General features: G+C 69.3%; 19 protein-coding genes. 12 read left to right on the forward strand and 7 right to left on the reverse strand.

Annotation, left to right across the window (positions count from 1 at the left end):
* Positions 1 to 112 precede the first annotated feature (112 nt).
* Positions 113 to 1138 (forward strand): nucleotide kinase domain-containing protein, encoded by a 1026-nt coding sequence (locus ACYVOF_RS07320; RefSeq protein WP_460865170.1) that lies wholly within the window; start codon positions 113 to 115, stop codon positions 1136 to 1138.
* Here the strand turns inward: ACYVOF_RS07320 and ACYVOF_RS07325 are convergent.
* A complete protein-coding gene (locus ACYVOF_RS07325) occupies positions 1135 to 1959 on the reverse strand; it encodes a hypothetical protein (protein WP_460865172.1) in 825 nt (274 codons plus the stop codon). The genes ACYVOF_RS07320 and ACYVOF_RS07325 overlap by 4 nt on opposite strands.
* The gene (locus tag ACYVOF_RS07330; RefSeq protein ID WP_460865174.1) at positions 1956 to 3185 is read right to left on the reverse strand and encodes a TIR domain-containing protein; all 1230 of its coding nucleotides are present in this window, start codon (positions 3183 to 3185) and stop codon (positions 1956 to 1958) included. Before ACYVOF_RS07330 ends, ACYVOF_RS07325 begins: the two co-directional genes overlap by 4 nt.
* Positions 3186 to 3260: 75 nt before the next feature.
* Here ACYVOF_RS07330 and ACYVOF_RS07335 point away from each other — a divergent pair, with 75 nt between their 5' ends.
* The 3 genes from ACYVOF_RS07335 to ACYVOF_RS07345 are packed head-to-tail and all read left to right on the forward strand — an operon-like array spanning position 3261 to position 5700.
* Positions 3261 to 3725 carry a TIR domain-containing protein gene (locus ACYVOF_RS07335; protein WP_460865175.1) on the forward strand — a complete coding sequence of 155 codons (465 nt, stop codon included), beginning with the start codon at positions 3261 to 3263 and terminating at the stop codon, positions 3723 to 3725.
* Positions 3726 to 3737: 12 nt separating this feature from the next.
* Positions 3738 to 4334, forward strand: coding sequence for an Nmad2 family putative nucleotide modification protein (locus tag ACYVOF_RS07340; protein ID WP_460865177.1), 597 nt, complete (start codon positions 3738 to 3740; stop codon positions 4332 to 4334).
* 7 nt (positions 4335 to 4341) lie between these two features.
* A complete protein-coding gene (locus tag ACYVOF_RS07345) occupies positions 4342 to 5700 on the forward strand; it encodes a hypothetical protein (protein ID WP_460865178.1) in 1359 nt (452 codons plus the stop codon).
* A 111-nt stretch (positions 5701 to 5811) separates the two neighbouring features.
* Here the strand turns inward: ACYVOF_RS07345 and ychF are convergent, their stop codons facing one another.
* Both ychF and ACYVOF_RS07355 read right to left on the reverse strand, forming a co-directional pair.
* Entirely contained in the window at positions 5812 to 6891 is a 1080-nt protein-coding gene (gene ychF / locus ACYVOF_RS07350) for a redox-regulated ATPase YchF (protein WP_460865180.1), read from the reverse strand.
* A gap of 59 nt (positions 6892 to 6950) precedes the next feature.
* On the reverse strand, positions 6951 to 8330 hold the full coding sequence (locus tag ACYVOF_RS07355) for a TerD family protein (RefSeq protein ID WP_460865182.1): 1380 nt from the start codon (positions 8328 to 8330) through the stop codon (positions 6951 to 6953).
* Between the two features lie 489 nt (positions 8331 to 8819).
* Between ACYVOF_RS07355 and ACYVOF_RS07360 the strand changes: the two genes are divergently transcribed.
* Positions 8820 to 10316 carry a class I adenylate-forming enzyme family protein gene (locus tag ACYVOF_RS07360; protein WP_460865183.1) on the forward strand — a complete coding sequence of 499 codons (1497 nt, stop codon included), beginning with the start codon at positions 8820 to 8822 and terminating at the stop codon, positions 10314 to 10316.
* A 29-nt stretch (positions 10317 to 10345) separates the two neighbouring features.
* The gene (locus ACYVOF_RS07365) at positions 10346 to 11323 is read left to right on the forward strand and encodes a phosphotriesterase family protein (RefSeq protein WP_460865184.1); all 978 of its coding nucleotides are present in this window, start codon (positions 10346 to 10348) and stop codon (positions 11321 to 11323) included.
* On the opposite strand, the gene ACYVOF_RS07370 is transcribed toward ACYVOF_RS07365, so the two are convergent.
* On the reverse strand, positions 11320 to 11850 hold the full coding sequence (locus ACYVOF_RS07370; RefSeq protein ID WP_460865185.1) for a hypothetical protein: 531 nt from the start codon (positions 11848 to 11850) through the stop codon (positions 11320 to 11322). The genes ACYVOF_RS07365 and ACYVOF_RS07370 overlap by 4 nt on opposite strands.
* 95 nt (positions 11851 to 11945) lie before the next feature.
* On the opposite strand from ACYVOF_RS07370, the gene ACYVOF_RS07375 reads away from it, so the two are divergent.
* Positions 11946 to 12278, forward strand: a complete 333-nt coding sequence (locus ACYVOF_RS07375; protein ID WP_460865188.1) for a DUF3140 domain-containing protein — start codon at positions 11946 to 11948, stop codon at positions 12276 to 12278.
* 6 nt (positions 12279 to 12284) lie between these two features.
* Here the strand turns inward: ACYVOF_RS07375 and ACYVOF_RS07380 are convergent, their stop codons facing one another.
* Complete coding sequence (locus ACYVOF_RS07380; protein WP_460865189.1) at positions 12285 to 12722, reverse strand: hypothetical protein; 438 nt, start codon at positions 12720 to 12722, stop codon at positions 12285 to 12287.
* Positions 12723 to 12797: 75 nt separating this feature from the next.
* Between ACYVOF_RS07380 and ACYVOF_RS07385 the strand changes: the two genes are divergently transcribed.
* The 3 genes from ACYVOF_RS07385 to ACYVOF_RS07395 all read left to right on the forward strand — a co-directional run bounded on the left by ACYVOF_RS07385 (position 12798) and on the right by ACYVOF_RS07395 (position 15969).
* Positions 12798 to 13451 (forward strand): GOLPH3/VPS74 family protein, encoded by a 654-nt coding sequence (locus ACYVOF_RS07385; protein ID WP_460865191.1) that lies wholly within the window; start codon positions 12798 to 12800, stop codon positions 13449 to 13451.
* Between the two features lie 134 nt (positions 13452 to 13585).
* On the forward strand, positions 13586 to 14956 hold the full coding sequence (locus tag ACYVOF_RS07390; protein WP_460865193.1) for a hemolysin family protein: 1371 nt from the start codon (positions 13586 to 13588) through the stop codon (positions 14954 to 14956).
* Complete coding sequence (locus ACYVOF_RS07395; protein ID WP_460865216.1) at positions 14956 to 15969, forward strand: hemolysin family protein; 1014 nt, start codon at positions 14956 to 14958, stop codon at positions 15967 to 15969. Before ACYVOF_RS07390 ends, ACYVOF_RS07395 begins: the two co-directional genes overlap by 1 nt.
* 32 nt (positions 15970 to 16001) lie before the next feature.
* Here ACYVOF_RS07395 and ACYVOF_RS07400 read toward each other — a convergent pair whose 3' ends face one another.
* Positions 16002 to 16328, reverse strand: a complete 327-nt coding sequence (locus tag ACYVOF_RS07400; protein ID WP_460865195.1) for a hypothetical protein — start codon at positions 16326 to 16328, stop codon at positions 16002 to 16004.
* A gap of 308 nt (positions 16329 to 16636) precedes the next feature.
* On the opposite strand from ACYVOF_RS07400, the gene ACYVOF_RS07405 reads away from it, so the two are divergent.
* Positions 16637 to 17191, forward strand: a complete 555-nt coding sequence (locus tag ACYVOF_RS07405; protein WP_460865196.1) for a hypothetical protein — start codon at positions 16637 to 16639, stop codon at positions 17189 to 17191.
* Positions 17188 to 18675, forward strand: a complete 1488-nt coding sequence (locus ACYVOF_RS07410; protein WP_460865198.1) for a flotillin family protein — start codon at positions 17188 to 17190, stop codon at positions 18673 to 18675. Before ACYVOF_RS07405 ends, ACYVOF_RS07410 begins: the two co-directional genes overlap by 4 nt.
* Positions 18676 to 18685 lie beyond the last annotated feature (10 nt).

Below are 18685 nucleotides of genomic sequence, written 5' to 3' on the forward strand. Positions count from 1 at the left end.
TCGCCCGAAGCCTGCTCGAGACCGGCGGCTTCAGACCCCAACTCCTACACCCCCGATTGGGATGAGCCGAGTTACGGGGACCCTGAAAACGATCTACGGAGAGCACTTTAGCATGCTATCTCCCAGCGCCGAATTACCGTTGACTTATGATTCAGACAGTCGCATGAAAGAGACGCTTCAAATAGCGGGACGAGACCTCACCGTCTCACCCGTTTTTGATACCTACTGGCGATTCGCGGCCGCCCGCCAGGCGGTCTACGAGGCCCGACTAGACGGCCGCGCGGGTCCCTGGACGGAGGACGAAATCCTCAAAAAGCACCGCTTTACTAATTGCTACCGTGCGGCGGACAGGGTCAGCCAGTTTCTTATTCAACAAGTGATTTACAAGGGACAACAGCACGCTGAGTCGGTGTTCTTCCGAACCCTGCTTTTTAAGTTTTTTAACAGGATCTCGACCTGGACGTTGCTGGAAAATTCGCTCTCGGCGCTGACCGTCGACAACTTTAACCCCACACACTATGACGAGGTTCTTGCCGACGCATTCAATCGCGGATCGAAACTTTACTCGGCGGCCTACGTCGTACCGCCGCCTCGGCTTGGCGCGCCCCGAAAGCACACTAATCACCTGCGGCTTCTAGCACGGATGCTGGACGATGGTCTCGCCGACCGTCTGACCAACGCCGACTCGATGCGCGAAGCGTTTCACCTACTTCGGGCATACCCCTCGGTAGGCGACTTTCTCGCATTCCAACTCTTGATTGACTTAAACTACTCCGAATTCTTATACTTCGATGAGATGGATTTCGTTGTGGCTGGACCAGGCGCTCGCGATGGCATACACAAGGTGTTCGGCCCCCGCGCCATAGGTATCGAAGCGGAGGTGATTCAGTATATGGCCGAGACTCAAAGCTCACATTTCGACAGACTCGGGTTGCGCTTCGAAGGTTTGCGTGGGCGCCCTCTCCAACTTATCGATTGCCAGAACCTCTTCTGCGAGGTCGATAAATACTCTCGTGTAGCGCACCCAGGTGTGGTCGGGCTAAGCGGGCGAACCAGAATCAAACAACGTTTTACAGCGCGGCCTGAGCCACTGACGGCGTGGTTTCCGCCAAAGTGGGAGTTGTCAGACCGCCTTTAGCGTCTGGACATGGCACGCGACAGCCCCGACACTGTCAAAGCCGCGATATCCGCAGGCCGGTGTGTCACCGCAAGTTGTCGCCGCTGAATATCAGTTAAACCATCGGCGGCCGCGCTAGGCGCCAGATCCTCCAGGCTAGCCAAGTAATCGGTCCACTTATCACCGCCGAAAGGTATTATAGCGGATGCCCAGGGGCCTCCGTCCAAATTCATTGCCCGTGCAGCGGCGTAGGCGGCCCCACCAAAACCGCCCGCGACGTAGATTGGCTGACTTGCCTCGAGGCTGAGCTTTATCTCTTCCAGGACACCAGGTAATGGCCCCTGCTGTCCCATGAGGCGACCGCCAATGACCACGCGAGCAGCCGTGTTCTTAGTTACGTACGAGCGCATCGCGCTCAACCCCAAGGGAACGTCGACCTGTCCTGAAAGGTCGCGCTCGCTCGGCAACACGACTTGTCCACCCTCGTCAAGGCAACGGATGGTGACGGACGAACTGGCATCTTCTTCGAGCTGTCGGATCTCGTTTGCTGATAACATTACGTGCTCCGACTGTGGGACGCAGATGATCAATGCCTCCCGATCGTCCGCGAACCTTCCAACTTCGTCGAAAAGGATCTGCGTAAATCCTGCTGGCACTAGCCGGCCACCGTAGACGACGGTGCCACCAGCGATAAGGATGGCGCGGGCAATCTCCGCGACCGCAAGTTCGCAGTGCTGCTGCGCGAGGCCGAGTCGGCTCAAGTCTGCGCTGTCAGAAACCGATATTGCGACGTGAACATCACGCAGCGCATCGCGTGGCACCAGAACAGGCTCGGCGCTCATCCGACCGCGCCTCCTCGGGCTGCGAACGTGCGCGGGGTCAGAACTTCTATTGCGCCGGTCATGCCGGCCACCCTGCAGAGCTGCTCGATAGCCCCGTATTCAGGCGGGCCTAGAGGCGGGTCCGGGTGCATGACGAGGATGCGAGGATCATCGCCCTCGGGCTTTTTCGTGGCCAACCAATCGACTAGCGTGATTGGCTCAGGCGCGTGAGCTGGGAGCCAGTCGAAACCATGCTCTCGTAAATATACCTGCTGAGCTCTCCACAGGGCCTTTTTTAGCGCTTCATCAACTAAGCGATTAAGAGCAGCCTCGATCGCTGGCAGGGGATTGCCGGGCGCGCACGCAACAAGCGGGACGTTGTCCATTAGGAAAGAACCTCGGTCTTCCTGTCCCCGGACGGCATGCAATGCCACCACCGGAACGTCGTGACGTTTCGCAATCAACACCTCGCGCTGGGTCCACTCGCGGCTTGCATAAAGATCGGTGCGAATCATCAGCAAAGCGTTGCCTCCCGCCTCGGCCTCGAGTCGCTCGACCCAGTCTTCACCTGTCTGGATATCGTGCGCATCGAAGAACGCGTCGAGATGGGTATTTTGCAGGGCCTGGCGCACAGATGCGACTACGGACGCACCATCGTCTAGCCCGTCGGCGACGTAACGCTTCGTGTGGCTGACGAACACGGTGACACGGTCGTCGCCCACGTCATCTGACTCTCGGTGGAGCCGCTGCACTATGGACTGCGCTACTTCCCGCGCAAGAGTCGCAGGATGATCAAGTGCGTTTTTCGAGATCGCTTGCGGGCGACCCGCGATGTTGGCCAAGTGACTGTGGCTGATGTCCGCTCGCCCTCGTAGAGGCACGACTGCGACCCGAGCACCTGTTCCACCCGAGGTGGCGTCGGCGTTGAACAGCGCTTCGAGGTATACCCGCCAACCTTCCACATCTCGCACAGCATGGGCTAAAGCACGTCCCAGCAGCGGAACGACGACTGTCATCTGCGCGGGCTGCAGCTCGGCGGGCAGGTCCTGCATGAAAGGCAGTGCCCGCGGAGGACCCTCGGGGACATCCCACCCGACGCTGCGTCGGTAGACCTCTACCGCACCCCCAGCAAGCCCGGAATAGGCGAATCCGTGGAAGTGCTCGGTGAGCTGGTCAGCGACAGCCTCACCGTCTCCGTCGTCCGGGTGCCAGAGCACGTAGATCTCTAAGATAGGCGGCGTCAGCACGGGGAGAGTCTAGGGCCTTGTCGAGAGGCTTTCCAAGGTCTGTGGCCCGCGGTATTCTGCGCAAGGAGGTGGGGGATGTCCGACCACAACGTGTTTATCAGTCATCGTCACGAGGATGACTCTCTGATTCAGACGCTGAAAGACTTACTGGCGGGTCGCGGGTGCGATTTGCGCGACTCCTCGGTCAACGCGGCCACGCCGAATAATGCCAATGCCGAGGGGTATATCAAGGAAATTCTGGCGGATCGTATCCGCTGGGCCGGAAAGATCCTAGTGATTGTGTCTCCAGAAACTCGAACGAGCGAATGGGTTGACTGGGAGATCGAGTATGCCAAGCGGTTCCCCGACAAGCGCATCATCGGCGTGTGGTCGCCAGATGCGGGCGGCTGCGAGATTCCCGGTCCATTAAAGATGTATGCCGACGCGATGGTCGAGTGGGACGCAGAGGCGATCATCGAAGCCATCAGTGGGTCTGACAGCTGGCGCGACCCAACCGGCACGCCTCGCGAGTTACAGGCAATCCTCCGGATCGGTTGCTAACCCGACGTGCGGATGTACAGCTACGTCGTGCGTTACGACATCGGTTTCGCACCAAACCCCTTCCACGGCTGGTGCACGCTAGCTAATTGTAAGCAGGATATTCGCGCGCATGCTGTAACTGGGGACTGGATCGTTGGCACAGGCTCGGCGAGCGCCGGCCTGGGTGGCCAATTGGTTTACGCTATGGAAGTAGAGGAGGTCTTGTCGTTTCAGCAGTATTGGGACGACCCGCGATTTTCTAGAAAGCGGCCAAATTTGCGCGGAAGCCTCAAGCAGCAATATGGCGACAACATCTACCACCGCGGCGACGGCGGGTTCTGGATTCAGGAGAATTCCCGCCATAGCAAGGAAGACGGCACTCCAAGCAGAGGCCACGTCGTTCGAGATACCAAGGCAGACGTAGTACTCGCCTCGACCAACTTCTCGTACTTCGGAGGGTCTGGTCCGATCATCCCTGATCACCTTAGAGAGGAGCCCGATCTTGTTCATGGACGTCCTTCCTACAGAGTGAATTTCCCCGACGAATTCGTGAGATCGGCTCTCGAGTGGTTTCAAACGCTAGGGACTGGAGTCCATTCTGCTCCCCGGGAATGGCAGTCCCTACTGTGACGCACTGGTGTCCACCGTGTCGATTCTGCCTTTCGACCTTGCTGACCAGGGGATAGATATCGTGCTGTTCGACGACTACCAAGATCGTATTACTCTCGCGGATCCACCCGACGACATGCTGGGTCTGCTCGGCATCGGAGCGCACGCGGGTGCACTACTGGAGGCCCACAGAAACTACTTGCGCAGTCAGCTCGACGCCGTGACCAGTCGAGCGCTAGTGCGTCGACAGTTGGGCGAACTAATGGGACACGTCGCGGGGCTCGCTTCCTGCGCCGGACTGGGACTGGAAGAAATCGCTCGCGCGAACGTGCACAAGATTCAAGCCCGGGCGCGTGTCCGCAACATCCCTCAGCCCGAGACACCATTTGGGAAGCTCACTGTTGAGGCGTATCAAAAATGCGCAGCAATTACCGATGAGCAGGCGCCTGGCGGAATGGACCCCCTAGCCCTCTCGGTGCCGATGCTCGGGCTTGCAGGAGAAGCGGGGACTCTTCTTGTTGCTCAAAAAAAGGCTTACCGCGACCAAGACCCGGAAGTGCGCGATCCCGGGTTCCTAACAATTGAACTCGGAGATGTTCTCTGGTATGTAGCGGCGGTGGCCACACACTCGAGCATACAGCTGGCTGAAGCATTGCAGGAGGGCCTAGATGTTCTTGAGAGACGAACGCGTGACCTTGTCGCTCTTGCAGAGCTTCCATTAGATTTGCCGATTCTTGACGTCGACTTCCCAGTCACCGAGCGACTGCCGCGACAGTTAATATTTAGATTCCGCCAGACAACTCACGGAGACGACCCCCGAACTGTCCACTTGACACTTGAGCATACTTCGCCGAACGTCTTCCCAGACGGGCCGGTTCCCGTAGCGGACTCCAGTAAAACCCAAGGTTACTCCGCGCCGGGGCCATTTGGGGATCCCCTCACCGACAACTCGCGTCGCAGCGACGCTTACCGCTTCCACGATGCCATCCACCTCGGCTTTCTGGCCGTAATGGGTTGGTCGCCAAACACCCGATCGCTCCTCGGACTGAAGCGACGCAGCAGCGCATCGGTCGACGTAAATGAGGACGGGGCTCGGGCGATTTTTGCCGAGGAAGGGATGGCCGCGGTCTTGGCGAAAAGAGCACCTACCCGCCAAGGGTTCCTTTCGGAAGAAGCCGTCGATGACGAGGTGGTCGAGATGTTGGTAACTGTCTTCGAAGACTTAGAGGTTTCTCGAATGCCGTCGTGGCTATGGAAGCGTGCAGTTCAGCAAGGATTTGCTGCCATGGACGCCTTGCACCGTTCAGGAGGTGGCTTTCTCACAGCCGATCTTGACAGCAGGACGTTGCAGTACGCCCGCGCGTTACCAAGCGCCGTTCTCCGCTGAACGTGCGGGCTTGAGCGAGTTGAGGCGTGCAGGACGCTAGTGGACGCAATGTTGAGAAATGCCTCCACCTTGATGTCTGCCCGTAGAATTAGGCAAAAAGAGTTCAGCCCTTTACACGTTGAAGCGGAACTCCACCACGTCGCCGTCGGCCATGACGTAGTCCTTGCCCTCCATGCGCACCTTGCCGGCCTTCTTGGCCTCGGCCATGGAGCCGGCGGCGACGAGGTCGTCGAAGCTGACGATCTCGGCCTTGATGAAGCCGCGCTCGAAGTCGGTGTGGATGACGCCCGCGGCCTGCGGGGCCGTCGCGCCCTTGGGGATCGTCCACGCGCGCGACTCCTTGGGGCCTGCGGTGAGGTAGGTCTGCAGGCCCAGGGTGTGGAACCCGGTGCGCGCCAGCTGGTTCAGGCCCGGCTCGTCCTGCCCGATCGACTCCAGCAGCTCCTGGCTGGACTCGTCGTCGAGCTCGAGCAGCTCCTGCTCCACCTTGGCGTCGAGGAACACCGCGTCCGCCGGGGCCACCGCCGCGCGCAGCTCGGCCACCCGCTCGGTGTCGGTCAGCACCGACTCGTCGGCGTTGAACACGTACAGGAACGGCTTGGCCGTCAGCAGGGAGAGCTCGCGCAGCAGCGGCAGGTCGAGCTCCTTGGCCGCGGAGTACAGGGTGCGGCTGTCGTTGAGCACCGCGTCGGCGGCCTTGGCGGCGTCGACCACGGCCTTGCGGTCCTTCTGGGTCTTCGCCTCCTTCTCCAGCCGCGGGATGGCCTTCTCCAGGGTCTGCACGTCGGCGATGATCAGCTCGGTCTCGATCACCGAGATGTCGGCCATCGGGTCGATGCGCCCGTCGACGTGGACCACGTCGTCGTCGGCGAACACCCGCACCACCTGGCAGATCGCGTCGGCCTCGCGGATGTTGGCCAAGAACTTGTTGCCCAGGCCCTGCCCCTCGCTGGCGCCCTTGACGATGCCGGCGATGTCGACGAACGACACCACTGCGGGCACCTCGCGCTCGGACGAGAACACCTTGGCCAGCTCGCCGAGGCGCGGGTCGGGCAGCGGGACCACGCCCACGTTGGGCTCGATGGTGGCGAAGGGGTAGTTCGCGGCCAGGACGTCGTTGTTCGTCAGGGCGTTGAACAGGGTGGACTTGCCGACGTTGGGCAGGCCGACGATGCCGAGGGTGAGGCTCACGGCGGTGGAGTCTACGGACGTACAACACTCGGTCCTGTCGGTGCAGCCAGCCGTCGAACTCAGTCCACGGCCACTCCGTAGCTGCGGACCAGCCCGCTGAGCCCGTCAGTCCACCCCTGTCCCACAGCGCGCACCCGCCACGGACCGTCGAGTCCTCGCTGGTACACCTCGGCTAGAACACCTGCCGTCACCCCCGGCTCGTCGGGGAGCGGCAGTACAACCGGCGGTCCCCCGGCCCGCCACATCGCCACGCGGGCTGCGTCCAGACTCATCAGTGGGGATGGGTCGGTCGAGGCCACCAGCGCCACTCGCGCTACACCCTCACGGTCGAGGCGTGACAGATCTACCGTGATGCTGCAGTGGGTGGATGCGCCGTCCTGGCGCGGTACCCCCAGTGCCACCGCGTGCGCAGGGCTCGTCGGGGCGTTGTAGAACACCAAGTCGGCGTCGCCCCGCACACGACCGTCGGCCCCCAGCAGCAGAGCGCAGAGATCTACCTCGGCGCCGGATTGCGCGGTAACCGACAGCGTGAGCGGCGCCGTGAGGTCGCCGGGCTCGAGCGACACGACCGCACCCGGGGCAAGCGCGCGCCGCGGAACTGCATCAGGCGCCCCGAGGGGGGCGCCCTTTCCCTCGGCTACCCACTGCAGGAAGGGCCGCGGCAGCAGCGGGTCCTCGTCCTCGCCTGCGACGGGCTCCGGGTCGGCAAGGTCCGGGTCGTCCTCGGCCAGCTCGAGGACCTGGCCCACGTGGGGCACAGTCGCGGGCAGGGCCTTCACCTCGCCCGTCGCGGCCAGGTGCAGGTGCAACTCGTCAGCCCGGTCGAGCACCAGGGTGAGCGCGTCACCGTCGGACCCCCAGGAAGTCCGGCCGACCGAGTCGCGCGTCCATCGGCCTAGCAGCACCACCCCGAGCCGCTGGGTGCGCCGCACCCGGGTCAACACCGCGACGGTCATCGCCTCCAGGCCAGGCGCCACGGCGAACCCCTCCAGGAGGGTCGCCGCCACGCAGGACGCAGTGGACTCGAGGAACAGCCGGTGCCGGTCCCGTTGGGCGAGGGTGCGCAGGGTGGGCTTGCCCGTGGGGGTGAGATCCGGGCGCTTGGTCGGCAGGGTGTCCCAATCGGGCTGTCGGATCACGACGGACGCGGTCGCACCGGCCACCCCCACTGCGAGCCCACCGGCCGGGTTGTCAGAGAAAGCGATGTTCAGGGTCTCGCAGACGACATCCTCGTCGTTGCTGCGCAGCGCGCTCCACCACCTCTCCGCCTCTCGCACCAGCTGCTGGTGCCGCTCGATGAGACGCGCCGACTCGTCACGCACGTACGCAGCGGCGTCGCGCGACGCCATGTCCGCGGCACGGGCACGCGCCGCGCGGTCGAAACGCCCCACTTGGGCCTGCGCAAGGCGGGTGGCGTGTTTGGTCACCTCGGCCAGCACGGGCAGCTCGGGGGCCAACACAACTGGGCGTGCCGCCGCTGGCCAGTGGTCCCGGTGAACCTCGACTAACGCCCGCAGCGCAGCATCGAGCTCGGCGTGCGCCCGGCGGGTCTCGGCGTCCTGCGCGGCGCGCTCCGCCCGGCGCTGCTGGGCGGCGGCCTGGGAGGGGCTTGGGCCGCGACGCACCGGGCGACGGGCTGGTCCGCGCGACTTGGTGGACCGGCCGCGCCCCACTGCGGTGGAGGCAAAAAAGGGGCCCATTCCGGTGCTCACCCTCGTGCGACCCGTTCCGAAGGTGACGCGGGCAACGCGCGGGCCCGCTGAAGCACGGACTCCCCTAGTCGACACCCGAACCCGCATCCCCGGCACACCCACGCGGAACCCCAACGACATACGACCCACCCCCTGGCGACGCAGTGTTGCACCCTGGACACCGGGACCACAGGGGTCCACGATCACCGGACGCAGCGCCGCGTGGGGGGAGCTCGGATGGACTACCCGTTCGACCTGAGCGGCATCGAGGTGGGCGAGGACGGCATCCGCCGCTACACCGGCCTGCCCCGCAACGTCGTCACCATGGTCCGCCGCTCGGTCGAGGCGCACCCGGAGCGGACCGCGCTGGTCGAGGTGGGCGGGGAGCGGCTGACCTACGCGCAGCTGTGGGACGACGCCGCCCGCGTCGCCGGCGGGCTGCGGGAGCGCGGCGTCACCCGCGGGAACCGTGTCGCGCTGCGGCTGCCCGCGGGCTGCGACTGGGTGCGCGCGTTCCTGGGCACGCTGCTGGCGGGCGCGGTGGTGGTGCCGGTCAACACCCGCCTGGCCGCGGCGGAGGTCGACTACGTCGTCGGCAACTGCGGCGCCGCGGTGGTCCTCGGACCCGACGGCCCGCTGCCCGACGGCGACCCGCTCGTCGTGGACGACCAGGCCCACACGGACGTCGCCGCGATCTTCTACACCAGCGGCACCACGGGGTTCCCCAAGGGCGCCATGACCACCCACGAGAACTTCCTGTCCAACGTGGAGACCTGCCTGCGCTGCGTCCGGGTCGACCGCGCCGCGCACCAGACCACGCTGATCTCGGTGCCGCTGTTCCACGTCACCGGCTGCAACTCCCAGCTGCTCGTCGCGCTCAGCATCGCGAGCACGTCCGTCGTCCTGCCGACGTTCGACGTGGCCGCGTTCCTCACCGCGGTCGAGGCCGAGCGCGTCACCATGCTCACCTCGGTGCCCGCCATCTACTGGCTGGCCCTGCACCACCCCGCGTTCGCCACCACCGACGTCTCGACGGTGCGGACCCTCAGCTACGGCGGCGCCCCCATCGCCCCGGACCTTGTGCACCGCATCGCCGCCGCGTTCCCGGGGGCGCGGGTGGGCAACGGGTTCGGCCTCACCGAGACGTCCTCGGTGTCGAGCTACCTGCCCCACGAGCTCGCCGCCGAGCACGCCGACTCCGTCGGGTTCGCCGCCCCCGTGGCCGACCTGCGCATCGACGACCCCGACGCCGACGGGGTGGGTGAGCTGCTGGTCCGCGGGCCGCACGTGGTCGCCGGCTACTGGGAGGACCCGGAGCGCACCGCGGCCACCTTCGTCGACGGGTGGCTGCACACCGGCGACCTGGCGCGCCTCGACGACGGGCTGCTGCGCGTGGTCGACCGCGCCAAGGACATGATCAACCGCGGCGGGGAGAACGTGTACTGCGTCGAGGTGGAGAACGCCCTCGCCGCGCACCCCGGCATCGGCGAGGTGGCCGTGCTCGGCGTGCCCGACGAGGTGATGGGCGAGAAGGTCGGCGCCGTCGTCGTCCCGCTGCCCGGTGCGGGCGTGACCGGCCGCGACGTCGCAGACTTCGCCGCCGGGGTGCTGGCCGACTACAAGGTCCCCCAGTACGTCGCCCTGCGCGGCGAGCCGCTGCCCCGCAACCCCGGGGGCAAGGTGGTCAAGCCCGCGCTGCGCACCACCACCAGCTGGGGCACCCCGCTCCGCTGACACGACCCACCCCCACCAGGAGGAACCCCGTGCCCACCGTCGAGACGCTCCGAGGCCCCGTCGACACCGCCGACCTCGGCCGGGTGCTCATGCACGAGCACGTCTTCGTCCTCTCCACCGAGCACGTCGAGAACTACGGCGCCGGCGGCTGGTGGGACGAGGAGGAGCGCATCACCGACGCGGTGCAGAAGCTCAACGCTCTCAAGGACTCCGGCATCGACACCATCGTCGACCCCACCGTGTGGGGCCTGGGCCGCTACATCCCCCGGGTGCAGCGCATCGCCGAGCAGACCGAGCTGAACATCATCGCCGCCACCGGGCTCTACACCTACGACGAGGTGCCCCACCAGTACGACCTGCGCGGGCCCGGCCTCATGGTCGACCTGCCGCGGGACCCCATGGTCGACGACTTCAGCCGCGACATCACCCGCGGCATCGCCGACACCGGGGTCAAGGCCGCGTTCCTCAAGTGCGCCGTCGAGGCCAAGGGCCTCACCCCCGGGGTGGAGCGCACCCTGCGGGCCGTCGCCGCCACCCACCGCGACACCGGCGCCCCCATAACCGTGCACACCTCCTCGCCCACCCAGGCCGGTCGGCTCGTGGTGCGGGTGCTCGCCGAGGAGGGCGTCGACCTCACCAAGGTCGTCATCGGCCATGCCGGGGACTCCAACGACCTCGACTACCTCACCGAGCTGGCCGACGCCGGCTGCGTGCTGGGCATGGACCGCTTCGGCCTGGACATGTACAACCCCACCGCGTCCCGGGTGGACACCGTGGTCGCCATGGTCGAGCGCGGCTACGTCGGCCAGCTCGTGCTCGCCCACGACGCCAGCTGCTACATCGACTGGTTCCCCGGCGAGGCGCAGGCCGCCGTCGCCCAGGCCGCCCCGAACTGGCACTACACCCACATCACCGACGACGTCCTGCCCGCGCTGCGGGAGCGCGGGGTGACCGACGCACAGGTCGACACGATGCTGGTGGACAACCCGCGGGCGTACTTCTCCTAGGCCGTCAGCCGGTCCAGCCGACGGCGCAGCAGGGGCGCCCCCACCACGGCACGCACCAGCAGGGCCCCGGTGGCGACGGCCAGCAGCGTCCACCACGGGGAGTGCCGCACCACCGCGGCGGCCGTCAGGCCCAGCACCACCACGACGCTCACGACCACGGCCAGCACCCGGTTGCCCTCGAGCCGGGCGAGCCGACCCTCCACCAGCAGTGCCGCGGCCTCGCGCACGTCCGGGTCGGCGGGCACCGGTCCCCCGACCGCGCCACGGACCGCCGCCCGACGCTGCACGTCGTCGAGCGACCCCAGGGCGACGGGCAGGCCGTCCCGCGGCCGGTCGAAGAGCCGGTCGAGCAGCGCGTACACGACCGCAGCGCCGAGCCCCACCACCGCCGCTGGGCCGGCGCCCTGCCCCTGGGCCGCGCTGAGCACGCCCCACAACAGGCCGATCGAGACGGCGCGCAGGACCGCGCGCGCCCAGGTGGGACCCAGGACCAGGACGGTGCTCACGGCGCCGACGAGGTTGCTCACCACGGCAGCATCTCCCGACGCGCTCCTTCTGTCCCGGGAACCGTGGTCGCGGCGCCGGCGTGCGGTCCGTCGCGGCCGCCCCCAGGATCAGGACCATGGCGAAGAGCGACGACGAGGTCCGCAGCGAGTTCGACGACGCGGTGAACATGACCGCGAAGCAGCTCGAGGACTTCCTCGAGACCGACGAGTCGAAGTCCGTGGGCCAGGACTCCGGGGACGGCGAGTCCAAGGGCCACGAGTCGGGCCGGCGGATCGTGGAGATCCTGCGCAAGAAGAAGGACGACGTCACCGACGACGACGTCGACCACATGCGCAAGGTCGTCAGCTACGTGCACCGGCACTCCGCGCAGCGGCCGAAGGGCGACGTCGAGGACACCGACTGGCGCTACTCGCTGATGAACTGGGGCCACGACCCGCTCGACGACTGACCCCCCTCAGCCGCCCAGCGCCTCCCGGGCACGCACCACCAGCAGCAGGATGGGCAGGAACCCGGCGCTGCCCGCGAGGGCCAGCCCGGCCAGCACCCGCACCACCGACTGACCGGCCACGATCCCGGCCACGGCCGCGCTGACGGCGAGACCCCACAACCCGGCCCCCAGCACCGCGTGGCCCAGGAAGTCCGCACCCGGAGAGGCCGACGGGGTGGTCGGCTCCCGCCCGCTGAGCCCGCGGTTCAGCGCCTCGGTCAGCTCCGGGCCGGCGGTGCGCCAGGCCTGGATGCTCGCCAGCAGCAGGAGCGGCGAGAGCAGCGTGAACGCGAGCGCCACGACCTGCCGCACCCCGCGGCGCCCGGCCGGGGGCGTCGACCCCCGGCCCGGGCCCCCGGGGTACGGCGGCAGACCGCCCGGCCCCGCACCCCACCCGCTGCTCACCGGCCCAGCATGACCGACCCGGGTGTCCCGCGTCCCCTGCTTGACGCACCGACCCCGCGCCGCTGCGATGGGCCCATGCCCCTCGCCCTGCCCGACGAGCTCTGCCTGCTCGGCCACGACGCCGAGTCCGGCCGCGCCCACACGTCCCACCTCGACCTGGGCCTGGCCGGGGCCGTCCTCGTCGAGCTGGCCCTGTCCGGCCGCGTCGACGTCGACGACGACCGGGTGGTGGTCCTCGACGACTCCCCCACCGGCGACGCACTGCTCGACGCCGCGCTCGTCCGCATCGCCGAGGACAAGCCGCGCAAGCCCGCCGACTGGGTGTCCCGGCTGCAGAAGGGCCTGCGCGACGACGTGCTCGCCCGGCTCGTCGAGGCCGGGGTGCTGGACCACGAGACGTCGAAGACCCTGGGGATGTTCACCCGTCACCGGTGGCGCGAGGTCGACCCCGAGCCCGAGCAGCAGGTCCGCGCCCGGCTCGAGACCGTCGTCCTGCACGGCACGGAGCCCGACCAGCGCACCGCCGCGCTCGTGGGCCTGGTCGCCGCGGTCGACCTGCGCCAGGCCGTGTTCCCGCTGGCGCCGCGCAAGCCCACCGAGACCCGGATGGGCGAGGTCGCCGAGGGCGAGTGGGCCCCGGCCGCCGTCGTGACGGCCGTCCGCCAGGTGCAGGCGGCCATCATCGCCGCGACCCTGGTCGCCACCACGGCGGCGACGACCTCCAGCTAGACCCGGGCTTGGGGAACCCTTGACCCGTCCGGCTCGTTGCCGTTGTGACACCCACCCGAGCCCCGGACGGAGCCCGTGACCCCCGATCGACCCCCGCCCGCCGACCCTGCGCGCACCGGGCGGAGGTGGGCGCCATGGAGTGGCTGCTGATCGGCGCCGCGCTCGTCCTCGTCGTCGCGTGCGGGCTGTTCGTGGCCGCCGAGTTCGCCCTGGTCACCGTCAGCCGCCCCACCCTGGAGGCCGCCGCCGACGCCGGTGACCGCCGTGCCGCCGGCGGGGTGCGGGCGCTGCGCACCCTGTCCACCCAGCTCTCCGGGGCGCAGCTCGGCATCACCGTCACCAACCTGGGCATCGGGTTCCTCGCCGAGCCGTCCATCGCGGCCCTCACCGACGGCCCGCTCGAGGCACTGGGTCTCGGACCCGCTGCGGCGAGCACGGTCTCGGTGCTGCTGGCCCTCGTCCTGGCGACGGCGCTGACCATGATCTTCGGTGAGCTCGTGCCCAAGAACCTCGCCATCGCCCGGCCCGTGGAGACCGTCCGCGCCGTGCAGTGCTTCCAGCGCGCGTTCACCCGGGCGACGGCCTGGCCGCTGCGCTTCTTCAACGGCACGGCCAACCGGGTGCTGGGCCTGGTCGGCCTGGAGCCGCAGGAGGAGCTGGCCTCGGCCCGCTCGCCGCAGGAGCTGGTCTCGCTCGTCGCCCGCTCCGCCGAGCGGGGCACGCTGCCCGCGACCACGGCCACCCTGGTCACCCGCACCCTGGCCTTCGGCGACCGTCGCGCCGCCGACGTCATGACACCGCGGGTGCGGCTGCACACCCTGGCCCCGACCGACCCGGTGACGGCGGTCTACGAGCGCGCCACCGCGACCGGGCACTCCCGGTTCCCGGTGGTGGACGGGGACGACGTCGTCGGGGTGGTGCACGTCAAGCACGTCGTCGATGTCGACCCGGCCGACCGTGCCGACACCCCGGTCTCGGCCGTCATGGCCACGGACCTCGTCCTGGTGCCCAGCTCGGTCGAGCTCGACGCCCTGCTGGAACGGCTGCGCGACACCGGGTTGCAGCTGGCCGTGGTCATCGACGAGTTCGGCGGCGTCGACGGCATCGTCACCGTGGAGGACCTCGTCGAGGAGCTGGTGGGCGAGGTGCGCGACGAGCACGACAGCCGCGCCGAGGCCGCCGTGCGCCGCCGCCCCGACGGGTCGCTCGACCTCTCGGGGCTGCTGCGGCCCGACGAGGCCTCGGCCGCGCTGGGCGCGGCGCTGCCGGAGAGCGCGGAGTACGAGACCCTCGCCGGCCTGGTCGCCGAGCGCCTGGGCCGGGTGCCGGAGGTGGGCGACGAGGTGGTCCTCGAGCTCTCACCGCCCGGTGAGGAGCCCGTGACGGTGACGCTGCGGGTGGCGACGACGGCCGGGCTACGGGTCGACCGGGTGGTGGCCTCCGGCTCTGTGAACGGGACCTCGCGTCCTGGGTCCAGAAATCACACACAGGAGCGGAGCTCGTGATGATCGGGCTGGCGGTGGTGCTGCTGGGGCTGAACGCGTTCTTCGTCGGCGCCGAGTTCGCGCTGATCTCCGCGCGCCGCACCACGATCGAGCCGCGCGCGCAGCAGGGCAGCCGGGCCGCGCGCACCACGCTGCGGGCGATGGAGGACGTGTCGCTGATGATGGCCGGCGCGCAGCTGGGCATCACCCTGTGCTCGCTGGGCCTCGGTGCACTGGGCGAGCCGGCCGTGGCCCACGCGCTGGAGGGCCCGTTCACCAGCCTGGGCGTGCCCGACGCGCTGCTGCACCCGGTGGCGTTCACCGTCGCGCTGGGGATCGTGGTCTACCTGCACGTGGTGATCGGGGAGATGGTGCCCAAGAACATCGCCCTCGCCGCGCCCGACCGGGCCGCGCTGGTCCTGGCGCCGCCCCTGGTGCTGGTGGTGACCCTGCTCAAGCCCGTCATCGTCGCCCTGAACTGGGTGGCCAACGTGTGCCTGCGCGCCGTCGGGGTGACCCCGAAGGACGAGGTCACCAGCGCCTTCACCCGCGACGAGGTGGCCGGGCTGGTCGCCGAGTCCCGCGACGAGGGCCTGCTCGACCTCGAGGAGGCCACGCTCGTCGGCGGGGCGCTCGCCTTCGCCGACGCGACCGTGGCCGCGGTGCTGCTGCGCACCGACGACCTCGTGACCGTGGCCCCGGGCGTCACCCCCCGCGAGGTCGAGCGGGCCGCCGCACGGACGGGCTTCTCCCGCTTCCCGGTCTCCGACGGGGACGGGGGTGTGCGGGGCTACCTGCACCTCAAGGACGTGCTGCACACCGACCCGGGTGCGCTGGACGAGCCCGTGCCCGCGGCGCTGGTGCGCGCCCTGCCCGAGGTGGAGCCCGACGCCCCGCTGCGCGCGGTGCTCGCGACCCTGCAGCGCACCGGGGCGCACCTGGCCCAGGTGCGGTGGGACCGGGGCCCGCTGCTGGGCGTGGTCGCGCTCGAGGACGTGCTGGAGGAGCTGGTGGGCGAGCTGGCCGGCACCTGAGCCCGCCGGCGGGTCGTCCCCGGGGCGGTCGGTCAGCTCACCCAGGAGACGACGTTGCCCACCAGCAGCGCGAGCGGGACGGCGCCGAGGGCGAGGAACAGGGTGACCCCGGCGACGGCCCGCGGCGCCCGCCGCGCCCGGGCGACCCCGACGACGGAGGTGACGACGGCGGCCAGCCACAACCCGAGGGCGGCCGCGCCGGCCGCCACCGCGAGCGCGAACGAGCCGCTGGCGGAGTCCGCGTCGGGGGTGGAGTCCAGGGCGACGGTGAGCCCGTTCAGCCCGGCGAACAGCGACACCGCCCACGCCACGACGCTGGCGACGAGCAGGACGGGGGAGAGCACCGCGGCGCGGGTCACCCCACGACCCGGCGGCGGCGCGGGCGGTGGTGTCCCCCACCCCGACGGCCCGGGCGGGCCGTACCCCGGCGGGCCGGGCGGGCCGTACCCCGGCGGGCCGGGCGGGCCGTACCCCGGCCCCAGCGGTCCGTGCTCCGGTGGCGGGCCGTACCCCGGCGGCGGGCCCCAGCTCTCGGTCACCGGGACAGCATCGCCCGCGGGGGCGGCGGCTGTCCCGGGTTCGGCCCCGGCGAGGTCCCCCGGCCCCTAGCCTGGACCCGACCGGGCGGGTCCCCTCCCGGCCCGTGCTCCCGGGGGGAGGCCAGCGCGTGGACACCACGGCCGTGGTCTTCCTCGTCGTCGGTGCCGCGGGCCTGCTGGTGGTGCTGCTCTCCCTCGTCGTCGGGGAGATCGGCGGCGCGATCTCCGCCGACGCCGATGGCCCGTTCTCGCTGCCCGCCATCGCGGCCCTCGTCGGCGGCGTTGGCTTCGGCGGGGCCGCGGCCAGCACCGTCACCCCGGCCGGCCCGGTGGGGGTGCTGCTCGACGTCGTCGTCGGGCTGGCCGTCGCGATGCCCCTGGCGTTCGCCGTCATCCGCGTCTCCGCCGCGCTGCAGCACATGCCGACCGACCCCACCCTCACCCGCACCGACCTGCACGGCGCCCTCGGCGTCGTCATCAGCGCGGTGCCCGCGGGCGGCTACGGCGAGGTGCGCCTCGCGGTGGCCGGCCAGCAGCTGAAGTACCACGCCCGCAGCGCGCGGCCGCTGCCCGCGGGCACCCCCGTCTACGTCGTCGACACCCCCAGCGAGACCTCCGTCGAGGTCGTCTCGACCGCGCCCGAGCCCCTGCCCGAGCACCCCACCCCAGGAGAGACCCCGTGACCCTGCTCATCGCGATCGGCGGGGTCGTCGTCCTCGTCCTCGCCCTCGTCCTGCTCGTGCTCAGCCGCATCAAGGTGGCCGGGCCCAACCAGGCGTTCCTCGTCACCGGCAGGCAGGGCCGCTCGGTGACCAGCGAGTCCGGCTCGGTCAGCCGCGACATGTCCGGCCAGAAGGTCGTCATGGGCGCCAGCGTCTTCGTCCTGCCCGTGGTGCAGAAGCTGCACTCCATCGACCTGTCCAGCCGCCGCATCCCCGTCGGCATCCGCGGCGCGGTGAGCAAGCAGGGCGTCAAGTGCGACCTCGAGGGCGTCGCCATCGTCAAGGTCGGCGGCACCGAGGACGCCATCCGCGCGGCCGCCCAGCGGTTCCTCAACCAGCAGCAGGGCATCGACACGTTCACCTCGGAGGTGCTCGCCGGCGCGCTGCGCTCCATCGTCGGCCGGCTGACCATCGAGGAGATCATCCGCGACCGCGCCGCCTTCGCCTCCGCCGTGGCCGAGGAGGCGGAGAGCTCGCTGACCGGCCAGGGCCTGGTGCTCGACACCTTCCAGCTGCAGGACATCCAGGCCGAGGGCTCCTACCTGGCCGACCTCGGCCGCCCCGAGGCCGCCCGGGTGCTCAAGGAGGCCTCCATCGCCGAGGCGCGCGCCCGGCAGGCCTCCCAGCAGGAGCAGCTGCTCGCCGACGAGGCCATCGCCGTCAGCCAGCGCCAGCTCGCCCTCAAGCAGGCCGAGATCTCCGCCGAGACCGACGCCGCCAAGGCCCGCGCCGCCGCCGCCGGGCCGCTGGCCCAGGCCGCGCAGGACCAGCAGGTGCTCACCGAGCAGGAGAAGGTGGCCGACCGCACCGCCTCGCTCACCCAGGCCCAGCTCGACACCCAGGTCCGCCGCCCCGCCGACGCCGAGCGCTACCGCGTGGAGCAGGAGGCCGAGGGCCGCAAGAACTCCCGCATCTTCACCGCCGAGGCCGACCGGCAGGCCACCATCGCCGCCGCCCAGGCCGCGGCCGAGCAGGCCAAGCTCACCGGTGAGGGCGAGCGGGCCCGGCGCTCCGCGCTGGCCGACGCCGAGGCCATCGAGGGCGCCAAGCGCGGTGAGGCCGAGAAGCTGCGCCGCCAGGCCATCGCCGACGCCGTGGAGCGCGAGGGCATGGCCGACGCCGCCGCCATCCGCGCCCGCGGTGAGGCCGAGGCCGCCGCCATGGACGCCCGCGCCACCGCCTTCGCCACCTACGGCGAGGCCGCCATCCTCGACCTGCTGGTCAAGGTGCTGCCCGAGGTGGTCGGCGCCGCGGCGGCCCCGCTCTCCGCCGTCGACAAGATGACCGTCATCTCCACCGACGGCGCCGGCGCGGTCGGCAAGTCCGTCGCCGCCAACGTCGCCCAGGGTCTGCAGCTCTCCGGCGACCTCACCGGCATCGACGTCCCCGCCCTGCTCAAGCGGCTCTCCGGGGCGGTCGAGAAGCCCACCACCGACGGGGCGTAGACCCTCCCCC

The sequence above is a fragment of the Rhodococcus aerolatus genome (genome assembly GCF_054783215.1).